The sequence below is a fragment of the Paenarthrobacter sp. TRD_SC_7 genome, assembly GCF_056156245.1.
The window spans coordinates 295133-315493 of the sequence record NZ_CM149587.1 but is presented as its reverse complement, the minus strand read 5'-3'; the positions used below and the strand labels follow the sequence as shown (position 1 = coordinate 315493).

Below are 20361 nucleotides of genomic sequence, written 5' to 3'. Positions count from 1 at the left end.
AGAACCGAAGCGGCAAGTGCCGCCGTCGTGCCTTTTGTGAAGCACGACGGCGGCACTTGCCGTATGTGGGCAGGGCCGGCTAAGCGGTCTGGCCTGCGTGCTGGCCTTCGGAGATCTCCTCAACAACTTTGCTGTTGAAGGCGGGGAGGTCGTCCGGGTTGCGGCTGGTGACCAGGCCCTGGTCCACCACCACTTCCTCGTCGGTCCAGTTGGCGCCCGCATTCTTCAGGTCGGTCTGGAGCGTGTGATAAGAGGTGACATTGCGCCCCTTGATCACCCCGGCCTCGATGAGGATCCACGGTCCGTGGCAGATCGACGCCACCGGTTTGTGCTGCTCGAAGAAGGCCCGCGTGAAGTTCTGCGCGTCTTTATCCACGCGGAGATGATCCGCGTTCACGACGCCCCCTGGGAGTACCAGTGCGTCGAAGTCGGAGGCGTTGGCGTCGGCCACCGCAAGGTCGACGTCGAAGGTGTCACCCTTTTCCACGCCATTGAAACCTTGGAGTTTGCCCTTGGAGGGAGCAACCAGTGTGGGCTCGCCGCCCGCATCCTTTACGGCCTGCCATGGGCTGGTGAGCTCTACCTGCTCCACTCCGTCCGTCAGCAGAAATGCAACCTTTTTGCCTGAGATGTTGTGTTCTGACATTGTTCCTCCTCGTTGCGCAGCGGAGTGCTTTTTGAGCGTGAGCCGCCGCTGTGAGAGTTGTTTGTCTGACCTGTTCCAGCCTAGGGAAGGACGCTTTAGTAAGCAAGCTGACTAATTCTGTGTGATTGCTGAGAGTCTTGCCTAAGTATCGAATAACGATAGAATCGCATTGTTGCTCGATAAAGGAGATCCCAATGGGAAAGCTGACGATTCTCGCACTGCGGGTTGTGATTGCGATGGTGCTCGCAGGCTCGCTGTTCGTTCAGGTGTGGATGGTGCCGTTGTTCTCCGTCGATCTGGTTGAGGCCGGCGCCCCGGACGGTCCTCGCATTGCGCTGCTGGTCATCGTGGTGCTGGGGATCCTATGCGTGCAGGTGGTTGCGGTCTGTATGTGGCGATTGCTGACGATGGTGCGACGCGGGACGGTGTTCTCCCACGGGGCATTCCGGTTTGTGGACATCACCTTCGGAGCCATCGCCTTCGCTGCAGTGCTGATGTTCGGCATCGCGGTGATTCTGGCGCCCGGCGAGACCGCGCCCGGCATTGTGATGCTGATCTGCGGGGCTGCTTTGATGATCGGGGGAGTGGCGCTGGTGGTGCTCGTGATGCGGACGCTGCTTGCACAGGCCGTCGCCCGGGATGTCGAAGCTGCTGGGTTGCGCGCCGAACTTGATGAGGTGATCTGATGCCGATCATCGTGGATATCGACGTCATGCTGGCTATGCGCAAGATGCCCGTGGGAGTTCTCGCAGAGCGTGTGGGGATTACGCCGGCCAATTTGGCTGTGCTCAAGAACGGGCGGGCGAAGGCGGTCAGGTTCACAACGCTTGAGGCGTTGTGCGAGGTGCTCGAGTGCCAGCCGGGGGAGCTCTTGCGGTGGGAGGCTGGCCCGGGATTGGAAATAGACGACGACGGCGGCCGTTCAGTGGTGCGGGAAGGCCGCGGATCCTAGTACCGAGGTCTGCATTGCCCCGACCTGATAGTAGGCTTTGCTGAATGACGTGGGGGCGCCGGTTCCTCCCGCACCCCGAAGGAATCGACGAATGAAATTCTCCATGTCCAGCTGTTCAAATCGACCGAAGACCTCGGGCAAATCGCCGACGTGGTTTCCTACTGCAAAAGCGATGGCTGTACTACTCGCCACCTTGGTTCTCGCCACGTCGGGGGCAGGGGCGGCCACCGCGTCCGAAGAATCACCCGCAGCCCAGAACGACCACGCCATGGGATCGACACTTCGTGGTCATGAAAGCGCAGACGACGAATTGTTCTCTATCCAAGGCACGGAATCTGCTTTAGCAGTGCCGGCAGGCGTTCGCGGAATGGACGTCAGCAGCCACCAAGGCGTGGTGGATTGGACCAAGGCCGCAGCCAATGGGGCCAAGTTCGCGTACGTGAAAGCCAGTGAGGGGACTGCCTACCGCAATCCCTACTTCCAAGCCCAATACTCGGGGGCTGCTTCTGCCGGCATGCTGCACGGCGCCTACCATTTCGCCCTCCCCAACGCGTCGTCCGGTGCAGCGCAAGCCAACTACTTCCTGCAGAGCGGTGCAGCCTGGAAGCCGGACGGGAAAACACTGCCTGCCCTGCTGGACCTGGAATACAGCCCCTATGGCGACGGCGCCTGCTATGGAATGACCCCTGGCCAGATGGTTTCGTGGATCTCCGACTTCGCCACCACCATCCTGTCGCGAACCGGCCGCCTTCCCGCGATCTACACAACCACCGACTGGTGGAACACGTGCACAGGTAAGGCAAACGGCTTCGGGAACCACCCACTGCACATCGCGAGCTGGGCATCGACGCCCGGTGCTCTGCCGGCCGGTTGGAAAAACTACGCCTTGTGGCAGCACGCCGAATCCGGAGTGTTCCCAGGGGATCAGAATGTTTTCAGGGGCTCCCTTGCCGAGCTGACCGCCTTCGCCAAGAATCCGGGTCCCATCTTCTCCGACATCTCCGGCGGCCAGTTCACCACCGAAGTCAATTGGCTCGGGTCCCGCGGCATTTCAACCGGATGGACCGAGACGAACGGTGCCAGGACGTACCGGCCCCTGGCTCCCGTTGCCCGTGACGCCATGGCCGCGTTCATGTACCGGTTGGCCGGCTCCCCCGCCTTCACCGCCCCCGCGAAGTCGCCGTTTGCCGATGTTGCCACGAACAACCCGTTCTACAAGCAGATCACCTGGCTTGCCAGCAAGGGCATCAGTACCGGGTGGACCGAAGCCAACGGGACCAAGACCTACCGGCCGCTTGAACCGGTAGCCCGTGATGCCATGGCGGCGTTCATGTACCGGTTGGCCGGCTCCCCGGCGTACACCGCCCCCGCGAAGTCGCCGTTTGCGGATGTTGCCACGAATAACCCGTTCTACAAGCAGATCACTTGGCTGGCGAGCAGCGGCATCAGTACCGGGTGGACCGAAGCCAACGGGACCAAGACGTACCGACCGTTTGAACCGGTGGCCCGCGATGCCATGGCTGCGTTCATGAGCCGTTTCGACACCAAATTCGGCAACTAACGAGGGCAAAAGCAGGGCCCGACGTTTCTGCACCAGTGCAGTGTTAGCACTCGCGAGTGCATTCTCTTGAGCTTGGGGCGGGAACCCCAATCTCATCCTCGGGTCCTGCGTCGATCATCGACTCCTGGTTGGCCTCGACCCGGTGTTCGGTGCCCACGGTCAGTGGCGACGCGTCTCTATCGACTTGCCAGGTATGGGACTCGCGGTACTGGATTGACGCAAATGGATCTCAGTAGCCCAGTTGCTCGCGCAACGACGTGAGCTGGTGCGACGATTCCACTGCCTGCTCGTGATCTACAGAGACCAGGGCCTGAACCAGGACGTCGCTCAGCACGATCGATGGCAGCGCCTCCGTGGTCATGCCCGTCGGCGTGTGCGGGGCGAGGATCACGGCGTCGGCCAGGTCGTGAAGCGCCGACTCGGGTTCATCCGTCAGCAAGACGATGGAGGCACCCACTGAACGGGCGCGCTTAAGCAGCACTTCGACGTCGACCGTTACACGACCCGGAGCGAAGACGACCACCACATCCTGGCTCCCAAGCTGGAGCAAATCATCCGCAAGCCGGAAGCCGTCACTGGAGATGCACCTCGCCCGCCGGCCGATCCGATTGCAGCGCAAGGCCAGGTTCAGGGCGGCGATGCCGGACGCGCCGACGCCGTAACTGACAATCGTGGAACCTCTCATAAGAAGTTCGACGGCGGGAGCGATCGCCTCTGCGGGGTCGGCGCTGGAGGCGAGTTCCAGCCTGTCCTTTGCCTCGGACCACACGTTCTGCCAGATGTCTTCGATGCTTGCGCCCATGTGGTCGATGCGCTGTTGCATGCGTACTTCCGGCGCCACCGTTGAGGTGAAGGGGGTGGCTATGTCTCGTTTGAGCTCTTGTAATCCCGAGTACTCAAGTGACTGGACTGTGCGGACAACCGTGGCGCTGCTGGTACCGCTCTCGGCGCCGAGTTCCTGCGCGCTCGCGTAAAGGAGCCGTTCAGGTGAGCTGTTGGTGAGGAAGGTGCTCACCGTCCTCTCGGCCTTGGAGAGCTTGTCCCAGTGCTCGCGGACGCGGCCACGCAAATTAATCATGCCCCGATTTTTCGTAATGTCTGTTACAGAAGTCACATCGGATGTACTATTCATTCTAAAGAAGCCCTCACTTGTAACGGTTGTTCCAAAGATACTCCTTTCAACAGCGGATGACAGTGAGCCAAACCGAATGAAAGGCCCGACGGATATGAGCAACACATCCTTGCGGATCGTGGAGATCTCCGGACCTCCGCTGGAGCGGGGGAGGCAGTACGGAAGTGCTGCCGCAGACCTGATCACCAAAGCCATCGATTTCTACACGGAGGCATTCCAGCAGCAAACAGGCCTGACCTGGGAGCAGCTGCGCGGCAGGGCCGAACGCTGGATGGGGCTGTGCACGCAGACTGCTCCGGACCTGGTCACTGAAATGCGCGGGATCGCGGAGGGCAGCGGGCGGGACGTCCTGGACATTATGGTGCTGAACCTTCGGGGCGAGATCATCTACGACGCTGGTTTCGGCAAGGCTCCCGAGCCTGAGGAGCGCGACGATGTGGACGGATGCACCTCCTTCGTCCTGACCGATGGAGCGTCGGGCGACGGCCACATGTACGTGGGGCAGAACTGGGATTGGCGCTTCGGAGCCCAAGACACCGTGATGATTTTGCGGATTGTCCAGGATCCAAAGCCCACGCTGATCATGCAGGTTGAGGCTGGCCAGATCGGCCGGCACGGCGCAAACTCTGCAGGCATCGCCCTGAATGCGAACGGACTGGGAGGACGGTTCAACGACGAACTCGGAATGCCGCAGACCTTCATCCGCCGCATGGTGCTGGACCAATCGGAACTGCCGGATGCGTTGAACACACTCTTCCGCCAGAAACCCCACATCGCCAGCAATGCTGTGCTGTCACACCGTTCCGGATTTTCCATCGACGTGGAAACCACTCCGGGCAGCAACGGCTGGATGTACCCGGACAAGTCCGGGGTGCTGGTTCATGGCAACCACTATGAAGCGTTCATGCCGGTACAACTGGCAGCCACCTACCGTCCGGTCTCCGTGGATTCCCTCTTCCGGGTTCCGCAGGCACGGCGGGGCCTCGAACGGGTCAGCGCAGCCACAAGCAGTACGCAGTCCCGTGAACTCATCAAATCGGCAATGTCGGACCACCTCGGCTTCCCCGAGTCCGTCTGCACCCACCCGGACCAGCGTCGTCCCCACGTCCGCCAGTGGTCCACGCTGCTTTCCAGCTGCGTTGATCTCACAACCGGCGATTACCTGGTCACCAACGGAACTCCGTGCGACCACGACTACGAAGTAATGCCCTGGAACCTTTACGACGGACCTGGTTCCGCACACGACTCCTTCGACCCCACTATTGCAGAGGTATCACTGTGAAACGCAACGATAGATTCAAGCCCTTTGCCCGAACCGGCGTGATTGCCGGTGCGGCCGCTTTCACCCTGGCGCTGAGTGCCTGCAACGCAGCAGGTCCTCAAGCCCAGAGCACCCCCACTGACGTTTCCTTCGGCCCCACTACCGCTGAAGCTGAGGGCAAGATCGACTCCTTCACATGGATGATCACCCAAGAGCCAGCCACCTTTGACCTGGACATCGACAGCGCAACGGCCGAGAACACCATCATGTCCAACGTGTGCGAACGGTTGATGCAGCTGCAGCCGGATCTCACCACCACGCCCCACTTGGCCGAGAAAGCTGAATGGACCTCGGACACCACGGTGGTCTTCACGCTCCGGAAGGACGTGAAGTTCCACGACGGCACACCCATGACGGCCGACGATGTGCTCTGGAGCATGCAACGGCATGCCGCCAAGGGTGCTGACGAGTCCGACGAATATGCCAACGTCACCGACATGGCAAAGACCGGTGACAACCAAATTACTGTCACGCTGAAGCAGCGCGATGCCATATTCCTCCAGGCCATGGCCGGGAACGGCGGAATCGTGCTGAACCGCAAGGTTGTGGAAGCCCAAGGCGCGAACTACGGGTCGCCGTCGGCCCCTGACGCTTGCTCGGGTCCCCTGAAACTTGAGAAGTGGTCCGCAGGTTCCAACATCACCCTCACCAAGGACACTGACTACTGGGATGCCGACAACGCTTCCCTGGCAGACACCATCACGTTCCGCTGGGCTGATGACAACGCGATCGTGAACGCCCTCACCAGCGGCGAAGCCCAAGGTGCTTACCTGGACAGCCCCGCGACGGCCGGACCGTTGCAGAAAAGCGACAAGGTCCAGATCGCTCAAGGCCCGTCCACCAATGTTTGGTCCCTCATCGCCACGGAACGCGGCGCCCTTAAAGACGAACGGATCCGGCAGGCATTGTCGCTGGCATTGAACCGTCAAGGCGTTGCCCAAGCGGCATTCGGCGGACTGGCCAAACCGTGGAAGACGCCTGTGGGGCCGGGTGCCTGGGGGTACGAAGAGGCCACGTTCAACAGTGCCTACGAAGCTTTGGCGGGCGCTCCTGCCCAGCCGGCCAATGAAGACCTGGAGAAGGCCAAGAAGCTGGTGCAGGACGCTGGCGTACCTACGGAACCCATTGTTGTTGCCAATGGTGGCGACTCCATCAGGAATGTCATCTCCAGCGCCCTGGTTGAAGCAGCACAGAAGATCGGCCTGAAGGCTGAAATCGTCACGATTCCACGCCAGCAGTATGGCGACTTCTACTCTGACGCTTCCCTGCGGGCACAAGCGGACCTCTTCTCGGACGAGTACTACATCTCCAAGAACGACCCCGTGGGCTTCTACAAAAACGGGGCCTCCACAGCGAAGGTCAACTTCGTCAAGTTCAACGGCGAGGGCTACGACAGCAAGGTCAAGCAAGCTCAGGCCACCACGGACGATGCGGCTCGCGCAAAGCTCGCCATCGAGCTGGAGAAGCAGTGGACCGACTCCGTCGTCTGGATCCCTGTGGCACACACACCCGCAACCATCGCCATGTCGAAGGACATCAGCGGGGCGCCGTCGTCGGCGTCGTTCCTTTACTACCCGTGGGCCGCGGACGTCGGCAGCAGCAAGAAGTAACGCCATGATCCGTGCAGCAACCCGCATCGCGGGAATGATCCTGACCTTGGTGGTGAGCTCGTTCGTCATCTTCGCCGCGATGTATGCGGCGCCGGGAGACCCCGTCACGTTCCTGATCGGAAACCCGGAGAACATCACCCCTGAACGCGTTGCCGAGGTCAGGGCACAGTACAACCTGGATCAGCCGCTCCTTGTGCAGTACGGGCTGTGGGCGTCCCAGGCTTTCATCGGCAACCTCGGTACGTCTTTCCAGTATCACCAGCCAGTGGCCGAGCTGATGGCCACGCGGCTTCCCGCAACCCTGGCGTTGGTAGCCATCGCATCCGTGCTGTTCATCGTGGTCGGCGTCGGCTTGGGCATTCTGTCCGCGCTGCGCCAGGGCAAACGCACCGACTCCACCATCACGGCAGCCACTACGCTCGCGGCCTCCGTTCCTTCGTTCGTAATAGGGCTGCTGCTGGTGTCCATCTTCTCCGTGCAACTGGGGTGGTTCCCGGTATCCGGGGCCGGCGAAGGGTTCCTGGACCGGCTGCACCACCTCGCGCTCCCCGCAGTGGCACTGGCTGTTGGCGCCGTCGCAATCGTCAGCCGGGTGACGCGGCAATCCATGGTGGAGCAACTGTCCATGGACCACGTGGAGGCCGCCCGCAGTTTCGGGCTGGCACCCGCGAAGTTGATCCGTCGGCACGTTCTCCGCAACGCGTGGGGACCGATCCTCACCATGGTGGCGCTTGTGGTGGCCAGCATGCTGGCCGGAACCGTCGTCGTCGAAAGTGTCTTTGGCATCAGCGGCGTGGGCAAGCTGCTGGTGGACGCGATCAACACCCACGACTTCCCCGTGGTGCAAGCCGTGCTCCTCTACATGGTCATCACGTACATGGTGGTGACCACCTTGGTGGACCTGGTCCACCCATTACTTGATCCGCGCATCAAGGCAAAGGACAAGAAATCATGACCTCCCTTTCGACGTCCGCATTGGCGTCCACCCCGGTTATCGGCACGAAGAAGCGCGACGTTGCGTACATTCTCAGCCTCGGTTTTCTGCTGGTTGTGGTTATGGTGGCACTGCTCGCGCCGTGGGTGGCCCCCTATGCCGCCAATGCTGTGGACTTCACTGCGATCTGGCAGGCGCCGGGCGGCGCTCACGTGCTCGGCACCGACCAAGTAGGCCAGGACTTGTTCTCGCGGCTCATCCACGGCGCCCGGGAATCCTTGCTTGGACCGTTGGCCCTTCTGGCGTTGGCTACGGTTTTCGGCGTAACCATTGGAACCGTCGCCGCATGGAACGGCGGCTGGATAGACGTAGTGCTGGCACGCATCACCGATGTCATGTTCGCCTTCCCGGGACTCCTGTTCGTCGTGCTGGTGATTGCCGTCTTTGGCAAAGGACCGGCGACGGCGATCATTGCCCTTGCGCTGGCTTACGCCCCCGTCATCGCGAAATTCACCCGATCCCTGGCGCTCGCGGAAATGGCTCGCCCCTATGTGGATGCCTACCGCGTGCAGGGTGTGGGCGGGTTCTTCCTCTGCGTCCGCTACATCATCCCCAACCTGACCCCGCCGCTCCTCGGGTACCTCGTGGTGCTGTTCGGCGAAGGCCTGATGAGCCTTGCAACGCTCAGTTTCCTGGGTTTCGGCGCGCAACCACCCAGCTCCGAGTGGGGGCTCATGGTCCAGGAAGGCCAGTCCGGCATCATCCAAGGCCACATTTGGCCGACGCTGGTTCCCGGCGTGGCAATTGCCGCCGTCGTGGTGGCCGTCAACGTGGTGGGTGTGCGGTTGTCCGACCGTCTGAACTCACGGTTTGAGAGGTAGAAGAATGCTGCTCGACATCAACAGTCTCAGCCTGACCATCACCGCGAACGGCTTGGTCAATCCCATCCTGGACAACGTAAGTCTCTCCGTTGACGCCGGCGAAGTGGTGGGCCTGGTAGGCGAGTCCGGTTCCGGTAAATCCACCACGGCGCGAGCCGTGCTGAGGCTGTATCCGGAAACGGCCGCCGTCGAAGGTTCCATTACGGTGGGTGGGACGGAAGTCCTATCTGCCTCCCGGGATGAGCTTCACCGCGTGCGGTCGTCCGAAGCCGCGATGATTCACCAGGACCCGAGGGCGGCGCTCAACCCTGTCCGGAGGATCGGCGACTCACTGACCGAGCGGCTGGTGCACGTGCTGGGTGTCAGCCGTTCGGAGGCTGCCGCGGCTGGACTGGACCTCCTTGCCGCCGTGGGGATCCGGCAGCCGGAAGAGCGGATGCGCCAATACCCGCACGAACTTTCCGGTGGCATGCTCCAGCGCGTCGTGATCGCTGCTGCGCTCACCGGACAGCCCAAGTTGCTCCTGGCAGACGAGGCCACGAGCGCTCTGGACGTAACCACTCAGGCCGAAGTTCTTGCGATTTTGCGTGACCTTCAGTCGCGGCGCGGCCTGGGCGTCCTGCTCATCACCCACGACCTCCACCTCGCCGCCGCCTACTGCGATCGCGTCTACGTGATGTACCGCGGGCGAATCGTGGAGGAACTGCGTGGCAACGACCTCTTCCACGAGGCGCAACACGAATACACTCGCCGGCTGTTGTCGGCCGTTCCGGCTATCGGCCACCTTCCCAACTCAGAAAGCAGGGCATCATGAGCGAACGCGTCCTGGAGGTCGACGGCTTGCAGAAGGCCTTCCGCGTTGGGGCGGGCGAGGTTGTGGCCTGCAACAACGTCAGCTTCGCCATTCCGCCGGGCGGCTCGATGGGGCTGGTGGGGGAGTCAGGGTCCGGTAAGAGCACCATCGCCCGCATGTTGGTGGGCCTTGAAACGCCCGACGCCGGCACTATCCACGTACGGGGACGGCAGCTTGGGACACGGGAACGGGGACGTACAGCACGCCTGCGGCGTGCCAAGGAGATCCAGATGGTGTTCCAGGATCCGTACGGTTCACTGGATCGGCGGCTCACCGTGGCGCAGTGCCTGGATCAGGCGATGAAGTTGCATGGCCTTACTTCCGGTGCTGCCCGTGTTGCTGCGCTACTCGATCAGGTGGGGTTGCTGGCCAAGCACGGTGATTCCAAGCCGCACCAGCTCAGTGGTGGCCAGCGGCAGCGCGTGGCGATTGCACGGTGCTTGGCTATTGAACCGTCGGTGATGGTGCTGGACGAGGCTGTGTCTGCGTTGGACGTGTCCGTCCAGGCCCAGATCCTTGCCTTGCTGAACGAGATCCGTGCTGATTCCGGGATCGCGCTGTTGTTCGTGAGCCACGACCTGGCCGTGGTCTCCGAGGTCACCGATGACGTGCTGGTCATGTACCGGGGGTCGATCCTGGAGCAGGGTCCTACTGAGCGAGTGCTGAATGCGCCGGAGCACAGTTACACGAAGCTGCTGATCTCCTCGATGCCGGGGCCGGGGTGGGATCCGAAGGATGTGCTGCAGCAGCGGGCGGCGTTCGAGGCGGAGGTGGGGGTGTGAGGGTGGAGCCCTCGCCGGATTCCTGTCCGAAGCCCCTACTTCCCCTTCTTCCCGCCCCTCTTGGCCGCAGCATTCATCGCCGACTTCACCGCAGGCGGCAGCCCCGCCGTTTCGGTCTCCGGCTCAGCGACGGTCCCGCGCCAACGGGCCAGCCCCTTCATGCCGTGGTAGATCACCAGTGCTGCAGCTGACCCGAGTGCAATGCCCGTGAACTTGAGCTCGCCAATGGTCCACGTGTAGTCCGCAATGCCAATAATCAGAGCCACGGCAGCCGTCGTGAGGTTGATCGGGTTGGAGAAGTTGACCTTGTTCTGCACCCAGATCTTCACGCCGAGCACGCCGATCATGCCGTAAAGCATCGTCGCGGCGCCGCCCAGGACACCCGGCGGAACAGTGGCGATCAGTTCGCCGAATTTCGGGGAGAAGCTCAGCAGGATGGCGAAGACACCGGCAACCCAGTAGGCCGCCGTCGAGTAGACCTTGGTGGCGGCCATGACGCCGATGTTCTCAGCATACGTCGTCGTACCGGAGCCGCCGCCGAAGCCGGCGAGTACCGTCGCGGCGCCGTCGGCCATCAGCGCGCGGCCGGAGACGCCGTCGAGGTTTTGGCCCGTCATCGCGGCCACCGACTTCACGTGCCCCACGTTCTCAGCCACCAGCACCAGCACAACAGGCACAAACAGGCCCACCACACCAATGTGGAACTCGGGCGTCTGGAAGAGTGGCAGGCCAATCCACGCCGCGGCGTCCATCTTCTCGTAGCTGACCTCACCGCGCATCATCGCCACGAGATACCCCACCACAACACCCACCAGGATGCTCAGACGACCCAGGATTCCGCGGAACAGCACGCTGACCAGGATGATCGTGACCAGCGTGATCAGCGCGGTAATCGGAGCGGCGTCGAAGTTCGCCTTTGCAGCCGGTGCCAGGTTCAGGCCGATCAGCGCCACAATCGCACCCGTGACGATCGGTGGCATGAGCCGGTTGATCCATTCGGCGCCAAACTTCTGGACGACGGCACCAATAAGCGCCAGTACGACGCCGGCAAGCACCACGCCGCCCAGGGCGCCACCGACGCCGTACTGCTGCTGGGACGCCATGATCGGAGCGATGAACGCAAAGCTCGACCCCAGGTAGCTGGGCACGCGGCCCTTGGTGATGACGAGGAACAGCAGCGTGCCGATGCCCGAGAAGAGCAGGGTGGTGGCCGGTGGCATGCCCGTGATGATGGGGACCAGGAAGGTCGCGCCGAACATCGCGACGACGTGCTGCATGCCGATGCCGATTGTCAGGGGCCATGCGAGCCGCTCGTCGGGCGCCACCACGTGGCCGGGGCGGATGGACTTGCCGTTGCCGTGGAGCTTCCATTTCATGCCGAGCATGCTCATGGCGGGCCTTCCTCAGAAGAGTGTTGGGATTCGGTGCAACATTACCGCCATTGCGGGGCCTGCTCTACGCGCCTCGCGCGCCGAATGACGCGCAAAATGGACCTCGCAACGCAGGGGCAAGCAGGTTACTGTGCCCAACGTCACGGGCCGTCACGGGAAGAGGACAACGGAAGTTGAAGTTGCAACCATGGAAAGCAGAAGTGCCCGGCCGGCTCACGGTCAGGGCCCAGCGAAAGGTTTACACATGACGATTGCACACGAAGAAGCAGTCATTGACGCCGCAGCAGTCGACGCCATTTTTGCCGAAGCCCGTACCGCCAACAGCTTTGCCGGTGAGGTCACCGACGAGCAGGCCCGCGCCATCTACGAGCTCACCAAGTTCGGCCCCACCGCCTTCAACTCCCAGCCGCTCCGTGTGACTTACGTTCGCTCGGACGAGGCCCGCGCCAAGCTGGTTGACGCCCTCTCCAACGGCAACAAGGACAAGACCGCCTCCGCTCCGCTGGTGGCCATCTTGTCCTACGACACCGACTGGCACGGCCAGTGGGACAAGTTCCTGCCCGCCTACGGCGCGCCTAAGGCCATGTACGACGCCGATCCCGCTTTCGCCGCTGCTACGGGCAACAACAACGCTCATTTGCAGGCCGGTTACTTCATCCTGGCCGTGCGCTCGCTCGGGTTCGCCGCCGGCCCGATGACTGGAGCCGACTTCTCCGCCATCGACGCCGAATTCTTCCCGGCTGGCGACCAGAAGAGCTTCCTCGTGGTCAACATCGGCCAGCCCGGCCCGGACGCCTGGGGCGAAGCCAAGCCGAAGTTCGCTTACGACGAAGTTGTTCGCACCGTCTAAGACCTCACAAAGAACGCCCGCTCACATGAACGTGAGCGGGCGTTTTGTGTTGCCGGAGACCCGGATCCAGCCGAGCCCACAGAACGCCCTCTCACATCCCTCGGGCTTGGAGCCAGCGCTCTCTCAGATACCTCGGGCTTGGAGCCAACGCTCTCTCACTCCCGCCAGGATCCGTTGCTCTCTCCTTCGATGAAACCGGGTGGCAAACTATGCCTATGCGGAACCTCATCTGGGTGGCGTTCACGGAGCCCGTCTCGCCGGGGCTGGTTTTTCCGCGCAGCAACTGGCCGCTTCACATCACGCTGTTAAGGTTCGACGTCGGCTCGGACGTGAGTGCCGACGTCGCAGGTGTCCTTGCGGACCTGGCGGAAGCGCCGGTCAAGGGGGCGCTCGGTACCCGGCTGAGAGTGGGCGAAGAGGCGGGTTTCGGGCACATGGGGTCCATCCCGGTGAGCCTGATCGAACACAACCCACTGCTTCAGGGCCTTCATGAGGAGATCGTTGAGGCCGTGAGCACAATCGGGGGCAGGATCGCTACGCCGAACTACGTCTTGGAACGCTATCGGCCGCACATCTCGCACCATGACGGCAAGAGACCAAAGTCCGGAGACGTCGTCGTGCTTGACCAAGTAGCCCTGGTGGACATGGCTCCGGAAGGCGACCACACCATCCGGCGCATCCTCAGGCTTTGGACTCAGGACGCCGAAACCAACTGAAGCCACAGAAACGGGCTGAGGACGCCCATATCCGGGTGTCCTCAGCCCGCTTCAGTGTCGCTGGCAAATATGCGTGTCGCCAGCTCAGCAAAACCTACGCAATAACCCCGTCCACCAGCGCCTTGGCTTCTTCCTGGACCTGGGAAAGGTGGTCCGCGCCCTTGAAGGACTCGGCGTAGATCTTGTAGACGTCCTCGGTGCCGGAGGGACGGGCCGCGAACCAGGCGTTCTCTGTGACCACCTTGAGGCCGCCGATCGAAGCGCCGTTGCCGGGAGCCTCTGTGAGCTTGGCCGTGATCTCTTCGCCGGCAAGGGAAGTGGCTGTGACATCAGCGGCGGAGAGCTTACCCAGCTTGGACTTCTGCTCGCGGGTGGCCGCGGCGTCGATCCGGGCGTAAACGGGGGAGCCAAACTGGTCAGTCAGACCCTTGTACAGCTGCGATGGAGACTTGCCCGTGACGGCCGTGATCTCCGACGCCAGCAAGGCCAACAGGATGCCGTCCTTGTCCGTGGTCCACACGCTGCCGTCGAGCTTGTTGAAGGAAGCGCCGGCCGACTCTTCGCCACCGAACGCGCCTTCGCCGGACAGCAAGCCCGGAACAAACCACTTGAAGCCAACAGGAACTTCAACCAGCTTACGGCCCAGCCCTGAAGCAACGCGGTCAATAATCGACGATGACACCAGCGTCTTGCCCACCACGGACTCCGGGTTCCAGCCACTGCGGTTCCGGTACAGGTAATCGATGGCGACGGCGAGATAGTGGTTCGGGTTCATCAGGCCGCTATCGGGAGTGACGATGCCGTGACGGTCTGCGTCGGCGTCGTTACCAGTGGCGACGTCATAAGCGGCGGTGCCATCAGCACCCGCGGCCATACGTTGAATCAGCGATGCCATGGCCGAAGGCGACGAGCAATCCATGCGGATCTTCTCGTCCCAGTCGAGGGTCATGAAGGCCCACTGCGGATCGACCGTCGGGTTCACTACCGTGAGGTTGAGCTGGTGGCGCTCGCCGATCTCACCCCAGTAGTCGACGGATGCGCCGCCCATGGGATCTGCGCCGATGCGGACGCCGGCGTTGCGGATCGCGTCAAGGTTCAGCACGGATGGGAGGTCGTCCACGTAGCTGCTCAGGAAGTCGAACTTGCCCGTGGTGTCGGCGGCCAGTGCATCGTTCAGCGGCATGCGCTTAACGCCGCGGAGGCCGTTCTCAAGGAGCTGGTTGGCGCGGTCGGCGATCCATCCGGTGGCGTCGGTGTCTGCCGGGCCGCCATGCGGAGGATTGTATTTGAAGCCCCCGTCGCCGGGCGGGTTGTGGCTGGGGGTAACCACGATGCCGTCAGCCTGGGGAGCGCCCGGCGCGGCTTCGCGGTTGTACTTGAGGATCGCGTGGCTCAGTGCCGGCGTCGGAGTGTAGCCGTGGCGGGCGTCCACTAGAACGGTCACGCCATTGGCAGCCAGTACCTCCAGCGCCGAGTTCTGTGCCGGCTCGCTGAGGGCGTGGGTGTCGCGGCCGATGAACAGTGGCCCGGTGATGCCCTGACGGCCACGGTATTCAACGATTGCCTGCGTGATCGCGAGGATATGCGGCTCGTTGAAGGACGCCTTCAAACTGGATCCGCGGTGCCCCGACGTTCCAAACGCCACGCGCTGCGAAGGGTCGCCCAAATCCGGAGTTACGTCGAAATACGCGTCCAGCAGGGCTGTGATGTCAACAAGGTCCTGGGGAAGGGCAACTGTGCCCGCTCGGCTAGCCATGGGGTCCAGCATGCCAGACCATTAGGCCCACTGACACGAAATGTCCGGGATCCGGCCCCTGTGACGCCGAATGGCGCCAGTACTAGGGACGGAGAGGCAATGATTCATCTGGCGTTTACTCACAGTCGCCTTCGTGACGGGATTCCACTTGCCATGGGCCGGACACCACAACCCGCGCTATCTTATGCGCCGCCCCCGGCGGCGGTAGTGTTGGGATCAAAGACCAAATCCAGGGGGATTCCTATGTCAGACCAGCCATCCAAGGGCAACGAGGACAAGCCGGCGGGCTACGAACCGCCGCAGTACGTTCCGCCCGCACAGTTCAGCGCGCCCGAGTCGAGCACGCCCGGTCAGGGCACGCCCGCCGAGAGTGCGCCTGAGCACGGCGCCAACGCCACCCAGCCGCTCCCGCCCTACGAGCAGAGCGCGCACGGGCAGAACCCGTACACGCAGGACGCCCAGGGAAGGAACGACTTCTACACGCAGCCGCAGCAGTCCACCAGCGCGTACGCTCCGGGCGACTACAGCCAGCAGCCCCCGTCGCCGTACGGTCAGCCGCCGAGCCCGTACCAGCAGCAGGCGTTCAATCAGCAGCCCTATGGCCAGCAGCCCTATGGCCAGCCGCAGTCACCGTACGGCCAGCCAGCGTATTACGCCATGCAGGCAGAGCCCAAGGGCCTGAGCATTGCCAGCATGTGCTGCGGCATCGCTGTCTATGTCGGCTTCGGGTTCTTCATCCTCCCGCAGATCGCAGCCGTGATTCTGGGCCACCTCGCCCTGAAGCGCGAACCCGCGGGCAAGGGCATGGCAATCGCCGGCCTCGTGATGGGATACCTCGGCGTGGCGCTGACGCTGATCTTCGGCATCATCTTCTTCATCGCCATCGGCGCCTCAAGCAGCAGTTATAACAACAACTTCTAAACCGCGTACGACGGCGCCCCTTACGTCAGGTGGGAATCCCACCCAACGCAAGGGGCGCCGTCGTTCTTTAAGGCTCACCTGCGCCGCCCGGGGACCCACCTGCGCCGCGTAAATTCGTAGGTGACACGGAAACGGACCAGCGCTGCCTGAATATGGGCGGCGCTGGTCCGTTTGCGTGCCGTCAGCCGGTTTGCGCGGCGGTGGCGTTAGCGCGGGGTGCGGAAGTTAGCGCACCCCGCCCATCAGCTTCTTGATCGCGGGCGATGCCGCAGCCAGGCCAACGGCCAGGACCACTGCCACGCCGCCGATGCCCAGGAAGTACGGGAGCTCATCTTCGGGGTTGTACAGGCCCGCGAGGATGCCAGCCAGCGTGGTGCCGAGCGAGACGGACAGAAAGAACAGCGCCACCATCTGCGTGTGGAATGCCTGCGGGGCGAGCTTGGTGCTCACGGACAGGCCGATGGGGGAGAGGAACAGTTCCGCCAGGGTGAACATGAACAGGATGCCCACGAGTGCCAGGAGCGGGGTTTTTCCCTCGCCGGCCAACGGGATGAAGGCAAGGAATGCCAGGCCCATGATGAACAGGCCAGCGGAGAACTTCAGTGGGGAGCTTGGCTGTTTGGAGCCCAGCTTGGTCCACAGCGCAGCCATGACGCCGGCGAAGATGATGATGAACACCGGGTTGATGGACTGGACCCAAGCGGCCGGCATTTCCCAGCCGAACAGGTTGCGGTCCAGCTTCTCCTGCGAGTACACGGCGATGAACGTGAACTGCTGCTGGAACAGCGCCCAGAACCCGGCCGATGCGATGAACAAGGGGATGAAGGCCACTACGCGCTTCCGCTCCACGCCGGTGACCAGCGGGCTGCGGAAGATCAGGAACAGATAGACCACCGCGGCGGCTATTGCCGCGTAGGCCATGCTCCGGGCCAGGTTGTTGGCGTTGACAATCCCAGTGCCGAGCAGCACGCCGATGACGATCAGGATGGCCAGGAAGATCAGGCCGTACTTGGTGCGGTCCTTCGCGGGGAGCGGGTTGGGAACGCGGTGCGCCTCATCGGGGAGCCTCTTGCGGCCCAGGGAGTAGATGACCAAGCCGATCGCCATGCCCACTGCCGCGGCGCCGAAGCCGATGTGGAAGCCGTAACTCGTCTGCAGCCAACCCGTGACCAGCGGGCCGATGAGCCCGCCGATGTTGATGCCCATGTAGAAGATGGAGAAGCCGGCGTCGCGGCGCTCGTCCTTCTCGCCGTACAGGCTGCCGACAAGTGCCGTGGCGTTGGCTTTCAGGCCACCGGAGCCGATGCCCACCAACACCAAACCTGCGATCAGGCCCGGAATGCCCGGCAGGAGCGCGAGTGCGACGTGGCCGGCCATAATCATGATGGCCGAGCCGAACAGGACCTTCTCGGAGCCGAAGAGACGGTCGGCGAGCCATGCACCGAGGATCGTCGACAGGTAAACGCCACCACCGTACGCTCCCACCAAACCAGCAGCGAGCCCCTGGTCAATGGAAAGACCGCCCTGCTCGGCGGTGAAGTACATGTAGTAGAGCAGAATTCCCTGCATGCCGTAGAAGGAGAATCGCTCCCACATTTCCACGGAGAAGAGGCTGGCCAACATCTTTGGGTGGCCGAAGAATGACGTATCGCCCGCTGGCTTTGCGGACTCAGCCGTGGTTTGAGGTGTGCTCATTTTCTCAATGCTGGCACTGACTGCGGGCATTGTCACATCGATGAATGCCCAGGGCAACCACTTTCCGTATGCTAGACGCGCGTCTCAGTGGGCCTCAAGGGCGGCTGCGAGCTGGAGAAGCAACAGCTCAGATCCCAGCCGGCCAATCAGCTGAATCCCCATTGGAAGGCCGTTCGGCGTAATGTGCACCGGAATGCTGATCGCCGGGAGTCCGCACACGTTCACCATGGAGGACCATGGTGCGTACTGGCACTGCCTTTTGTAGTCCTCATCAGCATCGCCAGCCCACTCGCTCGGCCACGGCTCACCGCTGTGCCCGCCGCCCGTAAACCAGCCGATGGGTCGCGGTGTCTGCGCCAGAGTGGGCATGAGGATCACGTCCCACCCGGCGTACTGCGTGACGGTATCGTGCTCGAATTGCCGTAGGAAGCTCAGAGCTTCATTGACCTTCAACGCACTCCGCTGTTGCGCCCGACGCCGGAACGTCCGGGTCAGAGGGGTCAGCAACGCCTCGCGCTGGGGTGCTATCCGGGCACTCCCGACGCCGGCAGTCCAGGCTGTTGTGAACGCTTCGGGATAGCGGTTGTCGTAGCGGATTTCGGCTTCGGTGACGCTGTGGCCGGCCTTCTCGAGCAGCATCGTCCCTAGCTCCAAGGCGTCCACCGCTTCCGGCACGATCTCGAACGGATAGAGGCCGGCCCATGGACTGTCCAGGCTCACGCCGATTCTCAGGGGTTCCGGCGCCAGCCCCACATTGGCAAGGAAACCGCCGTCGGGGGCGTGATTCTTCGGGACCAGCGCGTCCATAAGCAGCGCCGCATCCGCGGCGGTCCGCGCGAGGGGTCCGGCAACCACCAACTTGGCGGCGTCGCCGGCGCTGGCACCCGCTGGCACCAGGCCCCGCCCCGGTTTCAAGCCGACCAGTCCGCAGGCGCCGGCCGGTATCCGGATGGACCCGCCGCCGTCGGTCCCTGGTGCAAACGGGACAAGCCCCGCAGCCACCGCGGCAGCGCTGCCGCCCGACGAGCCGCCGGAACTGCGTCCCAAGGCGTGCGGATTGCGCGACGGCGGTGCGACGCGGTTTTCGCTGTAGGCGGTGAGTCCGAACTCTGGAACCTGCGTCTTGCCCAGCGAGATGACACCCCGCTCCTTCAGGGTAGCCGCGAGTGCACCGTCCTCGGGTGCAGGCTTGTGCTCCAAGGCTGCGCTGCCGTGCGTTGTGGGAACGCCGGCCACATCGGTGAGGTCCTTGAAAGCGATGGGCATGCCGTGAAGCAGGGGGAGCTCACTGAGGCGGTGCTCCCGGAAAAACCGCGCATGGAAGTGATCGGCCGCCGTGGCATCTTTGAGGGCCTGTTCAGCCGTGACTGTGACAAAGGCGCCCAGTTGCTTGTTCCGGGATTCAATCGCCGAGAGGAAGTGCTCGGTGGCTTCCCGTGCGGAGAGGCGGCCGGACGCGAGGGCATCACGGAGCTCAACAGCGGTCAGTCGTGAAAGGTCATGCTGGAAAAGATCAACCAAGGAAACGCGACTCCAACCGTTCCTCCACAGCAACAGCGTCCACACTCTCGCCGGCGCCGGCGGTCACCCGGAATGCTGCCTTGTTCTTCACTTCGGACACCACCTCAACAAGTTCCGTGCCCCGGTAAACCAGCCCGACGCCGTCGTCCGTGCAATGCGTCTCACCCAGCGTGCCGTTGGCCACCAGCTTGTGGATGGCCGGCGCGCGGCGCAGTTCGGAGTCGTAGTGGACACCATTGCCGTAAGGGAGGAAGCCGAGCGCATTGGTGACAGGCTTTAGTTCCGGGCCGAAGGAATCCGTCACGCCGCCCTGATACCAACAGATGGATCCTGCGGAGACGCCAGCCAGCACCACGCCGCCTTCCCACGCCCTCCGAAGCATTCTGTCCAAGCCGTGGGCCCGCCAAACTGCCAGCAGATTCACCACCGAACCGCCGTTGACCCACACCACGTCCTGCTCCAGAAGGTGCGTTTCGGGGTCCTCGATGTTGGGCATGGTGAACAGGTTCAGGTGACTGAAGTCGAACCCCGCAATACGAGCGGCCTGGTCCATTTCCGCGGCCCACCAGCGCTGATCACCGGACGCTGTTCCAATGTGTGTCACCCGGGGCGCGCGACCAGTCAGGCCGGACAATTCGACGGCATAGTGCATCAAGTGGTTGAACTCGATCCTGGTGCGATCGCCCGGCTTGTAGCCGCCGGACGTCGCCAGAATGGTGGGTTGCCCAGCAGCCATGGGGCACTCCTAACGGGCCGATGTTGGGGGGAACGTTCGGGTCCCAGTCTTAACGTCCGCGCGTCGGGAAGCAAGGGCACGTTTCAGTGTCAAGCCTCGGGGA

19 protein-coding genes are annotated in these 20361 nt (G+C 62.9%); 12 read left to right on the top strand and 7 right to left on the bottom strand.

Features of this window, described 5'->3' with window-relative positions; translation table 11 throughout:
• Positions 1-79: 79 nt before the first annotated feature.
• Positions 80-646 (bottom strand): type 1 glutamine amidotransferase domain-containing protein, encoded by a 567-nt coding sequence (locus AC0J5Z_RS01590; protein ID WP_475037031.1) that lies wholly within the window; start codon positions 644-646, stop codon positions 80-82.
• Between the two features lie 194 nt (positions 647-840).
• Between AC0J5Z_RS01590 and AC0J5Z_RS01585 the strand changes: the two genes are divergently transcribed.
• From AC0J5Z_RS01585 to AC0J5Z_RS01575, 3 genes are all read left to right on the top strand, one after another.
• The gene (locus AC0J5Z_RS01585) at positions 841-1332 is read left to right on the top strand and encodes a DUF2975 domain-containing protein (RefSeq protein WP_475037029.1); all 492 of its coding nucleotides are present in this window, start codon (positions 841-843) and stop codon (positions 1330-1332) included.
• Entirely contained in the window at positions 1332-1598 is a 267-nt protein-coding gene (locus AC0J5Z_RS01580; protein ID WP_475037027.1) for a helix-turn-helix domain-containing protein, read from the top strand. Before AC0J5Z_RS01585 ends, AC0J5Z_RS01580 begins: the two co-directional genes overlap by 1 nt.
• A gap of 172 nt (positions 1599-1770) precedes the next feature.
• Entirely contained in the window at positions 1771-3159 is a 1389-nt protein-coding gene (locus tag AC0J5Z_RS01575; protein WP_475037025.1) for a lysozyme, read from the top strand.
• A 229-nt stretch (positions 3160-3388) separates the two neighbouring features.
• Here the strand turns inward: AC0J5Z_RS01575 and AC0J5Z_RS01570 are convergent, their stop codons facing one another.
• Positions 3389-4237, bottom strand: a complete 849-nt coding sequence (locus tag AC0J5Z_RS01570; protein WP_475037022.1) for a MurR/RpiR family transcriptional regulator — start codon at positions 4235-4237, stop codon at positions 3389-3391.
• Between the two features lie 148 nt (positions 4238-4385).
• On the opposite strand from AC0J5Z_RS01570, the gene AC0J5Z_RS01565 reads away from it, so the two are divergent.
• Genes AC0J5Z_RS01565 through AC0J5Z_RS01540 form a run of 6 tightly spaced genes read left to right on the top strand, consistent with a single transcriptional unit; the run spans position 4386 to position 10672 of the window.
• Complete coding sequence (locus AC0J5Z_RS01565) at positions 4386-5573, top strand: C45 family autoproteolytic acyltransferase/hydolase (RefSeq protein ID WP_475037020.1); 1188 nt, start codon at positions 4386-4388, stop codon at positions 5571-5573.
• A complete protein-coding gene (locus tag AC0J5Z_RS01560) occupies positions 5570-7222 on the top strand; it encodes an ABC transporter substrate-binding protein (RefSeq protein ID WP_475037019.1) in 1653 nt (550 codons plus the stop codon). Before AC0J5Z_RS01565 ends, AC0J5Z_RS01560 begins: the two co-directional genes overlap by 4 nt.
• A gap of 4 nt (positions 7223-7226) precedes the next feature.
• Entirely contained in the window at positions 7227-8177 is a 951-nt protein-coding gene (locus AC0J5Z_RS01555) for an ABC transporter permease (RefSeq protein ID WP_475037017.1), read from the top strand.
• Entirely contained in the window at positions 8174-9037 is an 864-nt protein-coding gene (locus tag AC0J5Z_RS01550; protein ID WP_475037015.1) for an ABC transporter permease, read from the top strand. Before AC0J5Z_RS01555 ends, AC0J5Z_RS01550 begins: the two co-directional genes overlap by 4 nt.
• 4 nt (positions 9038-9041) lie before the next feature.
• Positions 9042-9851 (top strand): ABC transporter ATP-binding protein, encoded by an 810-nt coding sequence (locus tag AC0J5Z_RS01545; RefSeq protein ID WP_475037011.1) that lies wholly within the window; start codon positions 9042-9044, stop codon positions 9849-9851.
• Positions 9848-10672 (top strand): ABC transporter ATP-binding protein, encoded by an 825-nt coding sequence (locus AC0J5Z_RS01540; RefSeq protein ID WP_475037007.1) that lies wholly within the window; start codon positions 9848-9850, stop codon positions 10670-10672. Before AC0J5Z_RS01545 ends, AC0J5Z_RS01540 begins: the two co-directional genes overlap by 4 nt.
• A 35-nt stretch (positions 10673-10707) precedes the next feature.
• Here AC0J5Z_RS01540 and AC0J5Z_RS01535 read toward each other — a convergent pair whose 3' ends face one another.
• Positions 10708-12063 carry a uracil-xanthine permease family protein gene (locus AC0J5Z_RS01535; RefSeq protein WP_475037003.1) on the bottom strand — a complete coding sequence of 452 codons (1356 nt, stop codon included), beginning with the start codon at positions 12061-12063 and terminating at the stop codon, positions 10708-10710.
• Positions 12064-12307: 244 nt separating this feature from the next.
• On the opposite strand from AC0J5Z_RS01535, the gene AC0J5Z_RS01530 reads away from it, so the two are divergent.
• Together AC0J5Z_RS01530 and AC0J5Z_RS01525 are read left to right on the top strand one after the other, a co-directional pair.
• Complete coding sequence (locus AC0J5Z_RS01530) at positions 12308-12913, top strand: malonic semialdehyde reductase (RefSeq protein WP_475036998.1); 606 nt, start codon at positions 12308-12310, stop codon at positions 12911-12913.
• 215 nt (positions 12914-13128) lie between these two features.
• Positions 13129-13629 carry a 2'-5' RNA ligase family protein gene (locus tag AC0J5Z_RS01525; RefSeq protein ID WP_475036996.1) on the top strand — a complete coding sequence of 167 codons (501 nt, stop codon included), beginning with the start codon at positions 13129-13131 and terminating at the stop codon, positions 13627-13629.
• Between the two features lie 94 nt (positions 13630-13723).
• Here AC0J5Z_RS01525 and pgm read toward each other — a convergent pair whose 3' ends face one another.
• A complete protein-coding gene (pgm, locus tag AC0J5Z_RS01520) occupies positions 13724-15385 on the bottom strand; it encodes a phosphoglucomutase (alpha-D-glucose-1,6-bisphosphate-dependent) (RefSeq protein ID WP_475036994.1) in 1662 nt (553 codons plus the stop codon).
• Between the two features lie 243 nt (positions 15386-15628).
• On the opposite strand from pgm, the gene AC0J5Z_RS01515 reads away from it, so the two are divergent.
• Entirely contained in the window at positions 15629-16306 is a 678-nt protein-coding gene (locus AC0J5Z_RS01515; RefSeq protein ID WP_475036993.1) for a DUF4190 domain-containing protein, read from the top strand.
• A 225-nt stretch (positions 16307-16531) separates the two neighbouring features.
• Here the strand turns inward: AC0J5Z_RS01515 and AC0J5Z_RS01510 are convergent, their stop codons facing one another.
• Genes AC0J5Z_RS01510 through AC0J5Z_RS01500 form a run of 3 tightly spaced genes read right to left on the bottom strand, consistent with a single transcriptional unit; the run spans position 16532 to position 20258 of the window.
• Entirely contained in the window at positions 16532-18031 is a 1500-nt protein-coding gene (locus AC0J5Z_RS01510) for a peptide MFS transporter (RefSeq protein WP_475036991.1), read from the bottom strand.
• Positions 18032-18085: 54 nt separating this feature from the next.
• On the bottom strand, positions 18086-19522 hold the full coding sequence (locus AC0J5Z_RS01505) for an amidase (protein ID WP_475036988.1): 1437 nt from the start codon (positions 19520-19522) through the stop codon (positions 18086-18088).
• The gene (locus tag AC0J5Z_RS01500; RefSeq protein WP_475036984.1) at positions 19515-20258 is read right to left on the bottom strand and encodes a Type 1 glutamine amidotransferase-like domain-containing protein; all 744 of its coding nucleotides are present in this window, start codon (positions 20256-20258) and stop codon (positions 19515-19517) included. The genes AC0J5Z_RS01505 and AC0J5Z_RS01500 overlap by 8 nt, the downstream gene beginning before the upstream one ends.
• Positions 20259-20361: the final 103 nt, after the last annotated feature.

Coding starts and splice junctions, on each gene's coding strand:
- AC0J5Z_RS01590 (WP_475037031.1), bottom strand. CDS start 646: ATGTCAGAACACAACATCTCAGGCAAAAAGGTTGCATTTCTGCTGACG.
- AC0J5Z_RS01585 (WP_475037029.1), top strand. CDS start 841: ATGGGAAAGCTGACGATTCTCGCACTGCGGGTTGTGATTGCGATGGTG.
- AC0J5Z_RS01580 (WP_475037027.1), top strand. CDS start 1,332: ATGCCGATCATCGTGGATATCGACGTCATGCTGGCTATGCGCAAGATG.
- AC0J5Z_RS01575 (WP_475037025.1), top strand. CDS start 1,771: ATGGCTGTACTACTCGCCACCTTGGTTCTCGCCACGTCGGGGGCAGGG.
- AC0J5Z_RS01570 (WP_475037022.1), bottom strand. CDS start 4,237: ATGATTAATTTGCGTGGCCGCGTCCGCGAGCACTGGGACAAGCTCTCC.
- AC0J5Z_RS01565 (WP_475037020.1), top strand. CDS start 4,386: ATGAGCAACACATCCTTGCGGATCGTGGAGATCTCCGGACCTCCGCTG.
- AC0J5Z_RS01555 (WP_475037017.1), top strand. CDS start 7,227: ATGATCCGTGCAGCAACCCGCATCGCGGGAATGATCCTGACCTTGGTG.
- AC0J5Z_RS01550 (WP_475037015.1), top strand. CDS start 8,174: ATGACCTCCCTTTCGACGTCCGCATTGGCGTCCACCCCGGTTATCGGC.
- AC0J5Z_RS01545 (WP_475037011.1), top strand. CDS start 9,042: ATGCTGCTCGACATCAACAGTCTCAGCCTGACCATCACCGCGAACGGC.
- AC0J5Z_RS01540 (WP_475037007.1), top strand. CDS start 9,848: ATGAGCGAACGCGTCCTGGAGGTCGACGGCTTGCAGAAGGCCTTCCGC.
- AC0J5Z_RS01535 (WP_475037003.1), bottom strand. CDS start 12,063: ATGAGCATGCTCGGCATGAAATGGAAGCTCCACGGCAACGGCAAGTCC.
- AC0J5Z_RS01530 (WP_475036998.1), top strand. CDS start 12,308: ATGACGATTGCACACGAAGAAGCAGTCATTGACGCCGCAGCAGTCGAC.
- AC0J5Z_RS01525 (WP_475036996.1), top strand. CDS start 13,129: ATGCGGAACCTCATCTGGGTGGCGTTCACGGAGCCCGTCTCGCCGGGG.
- pgm (WP_475036994.1), bottom strand. CDS start 15,385: ATGGCTAGCCGAGCGGGCACAGTTGCCCTTCCCCAGGACCTTGTTGAC.
- AC0J5Z_RS01515 (WP_475036993.1), top strand. CDS start 15,629: ATGTCAGACCAGCCATCCAAGGGCAACGAGGACAAGCCGGCGGGCTAC.
- AC0J5Z_RS01510 (WP_475036991.1), bottom strand. CDS start 18,031: ATGCCCGCAGTCAGTGCCAGCATTGAGAAAATGAGCACACCTCAAACC.
- AC0J5Z_RS01500 (WP_475036984.1), bottom strand. CDS start 20,258: ATGGCTGCTGGGCAACCCACCATTCTGGCGACGTCCGGCGGCTACAAG.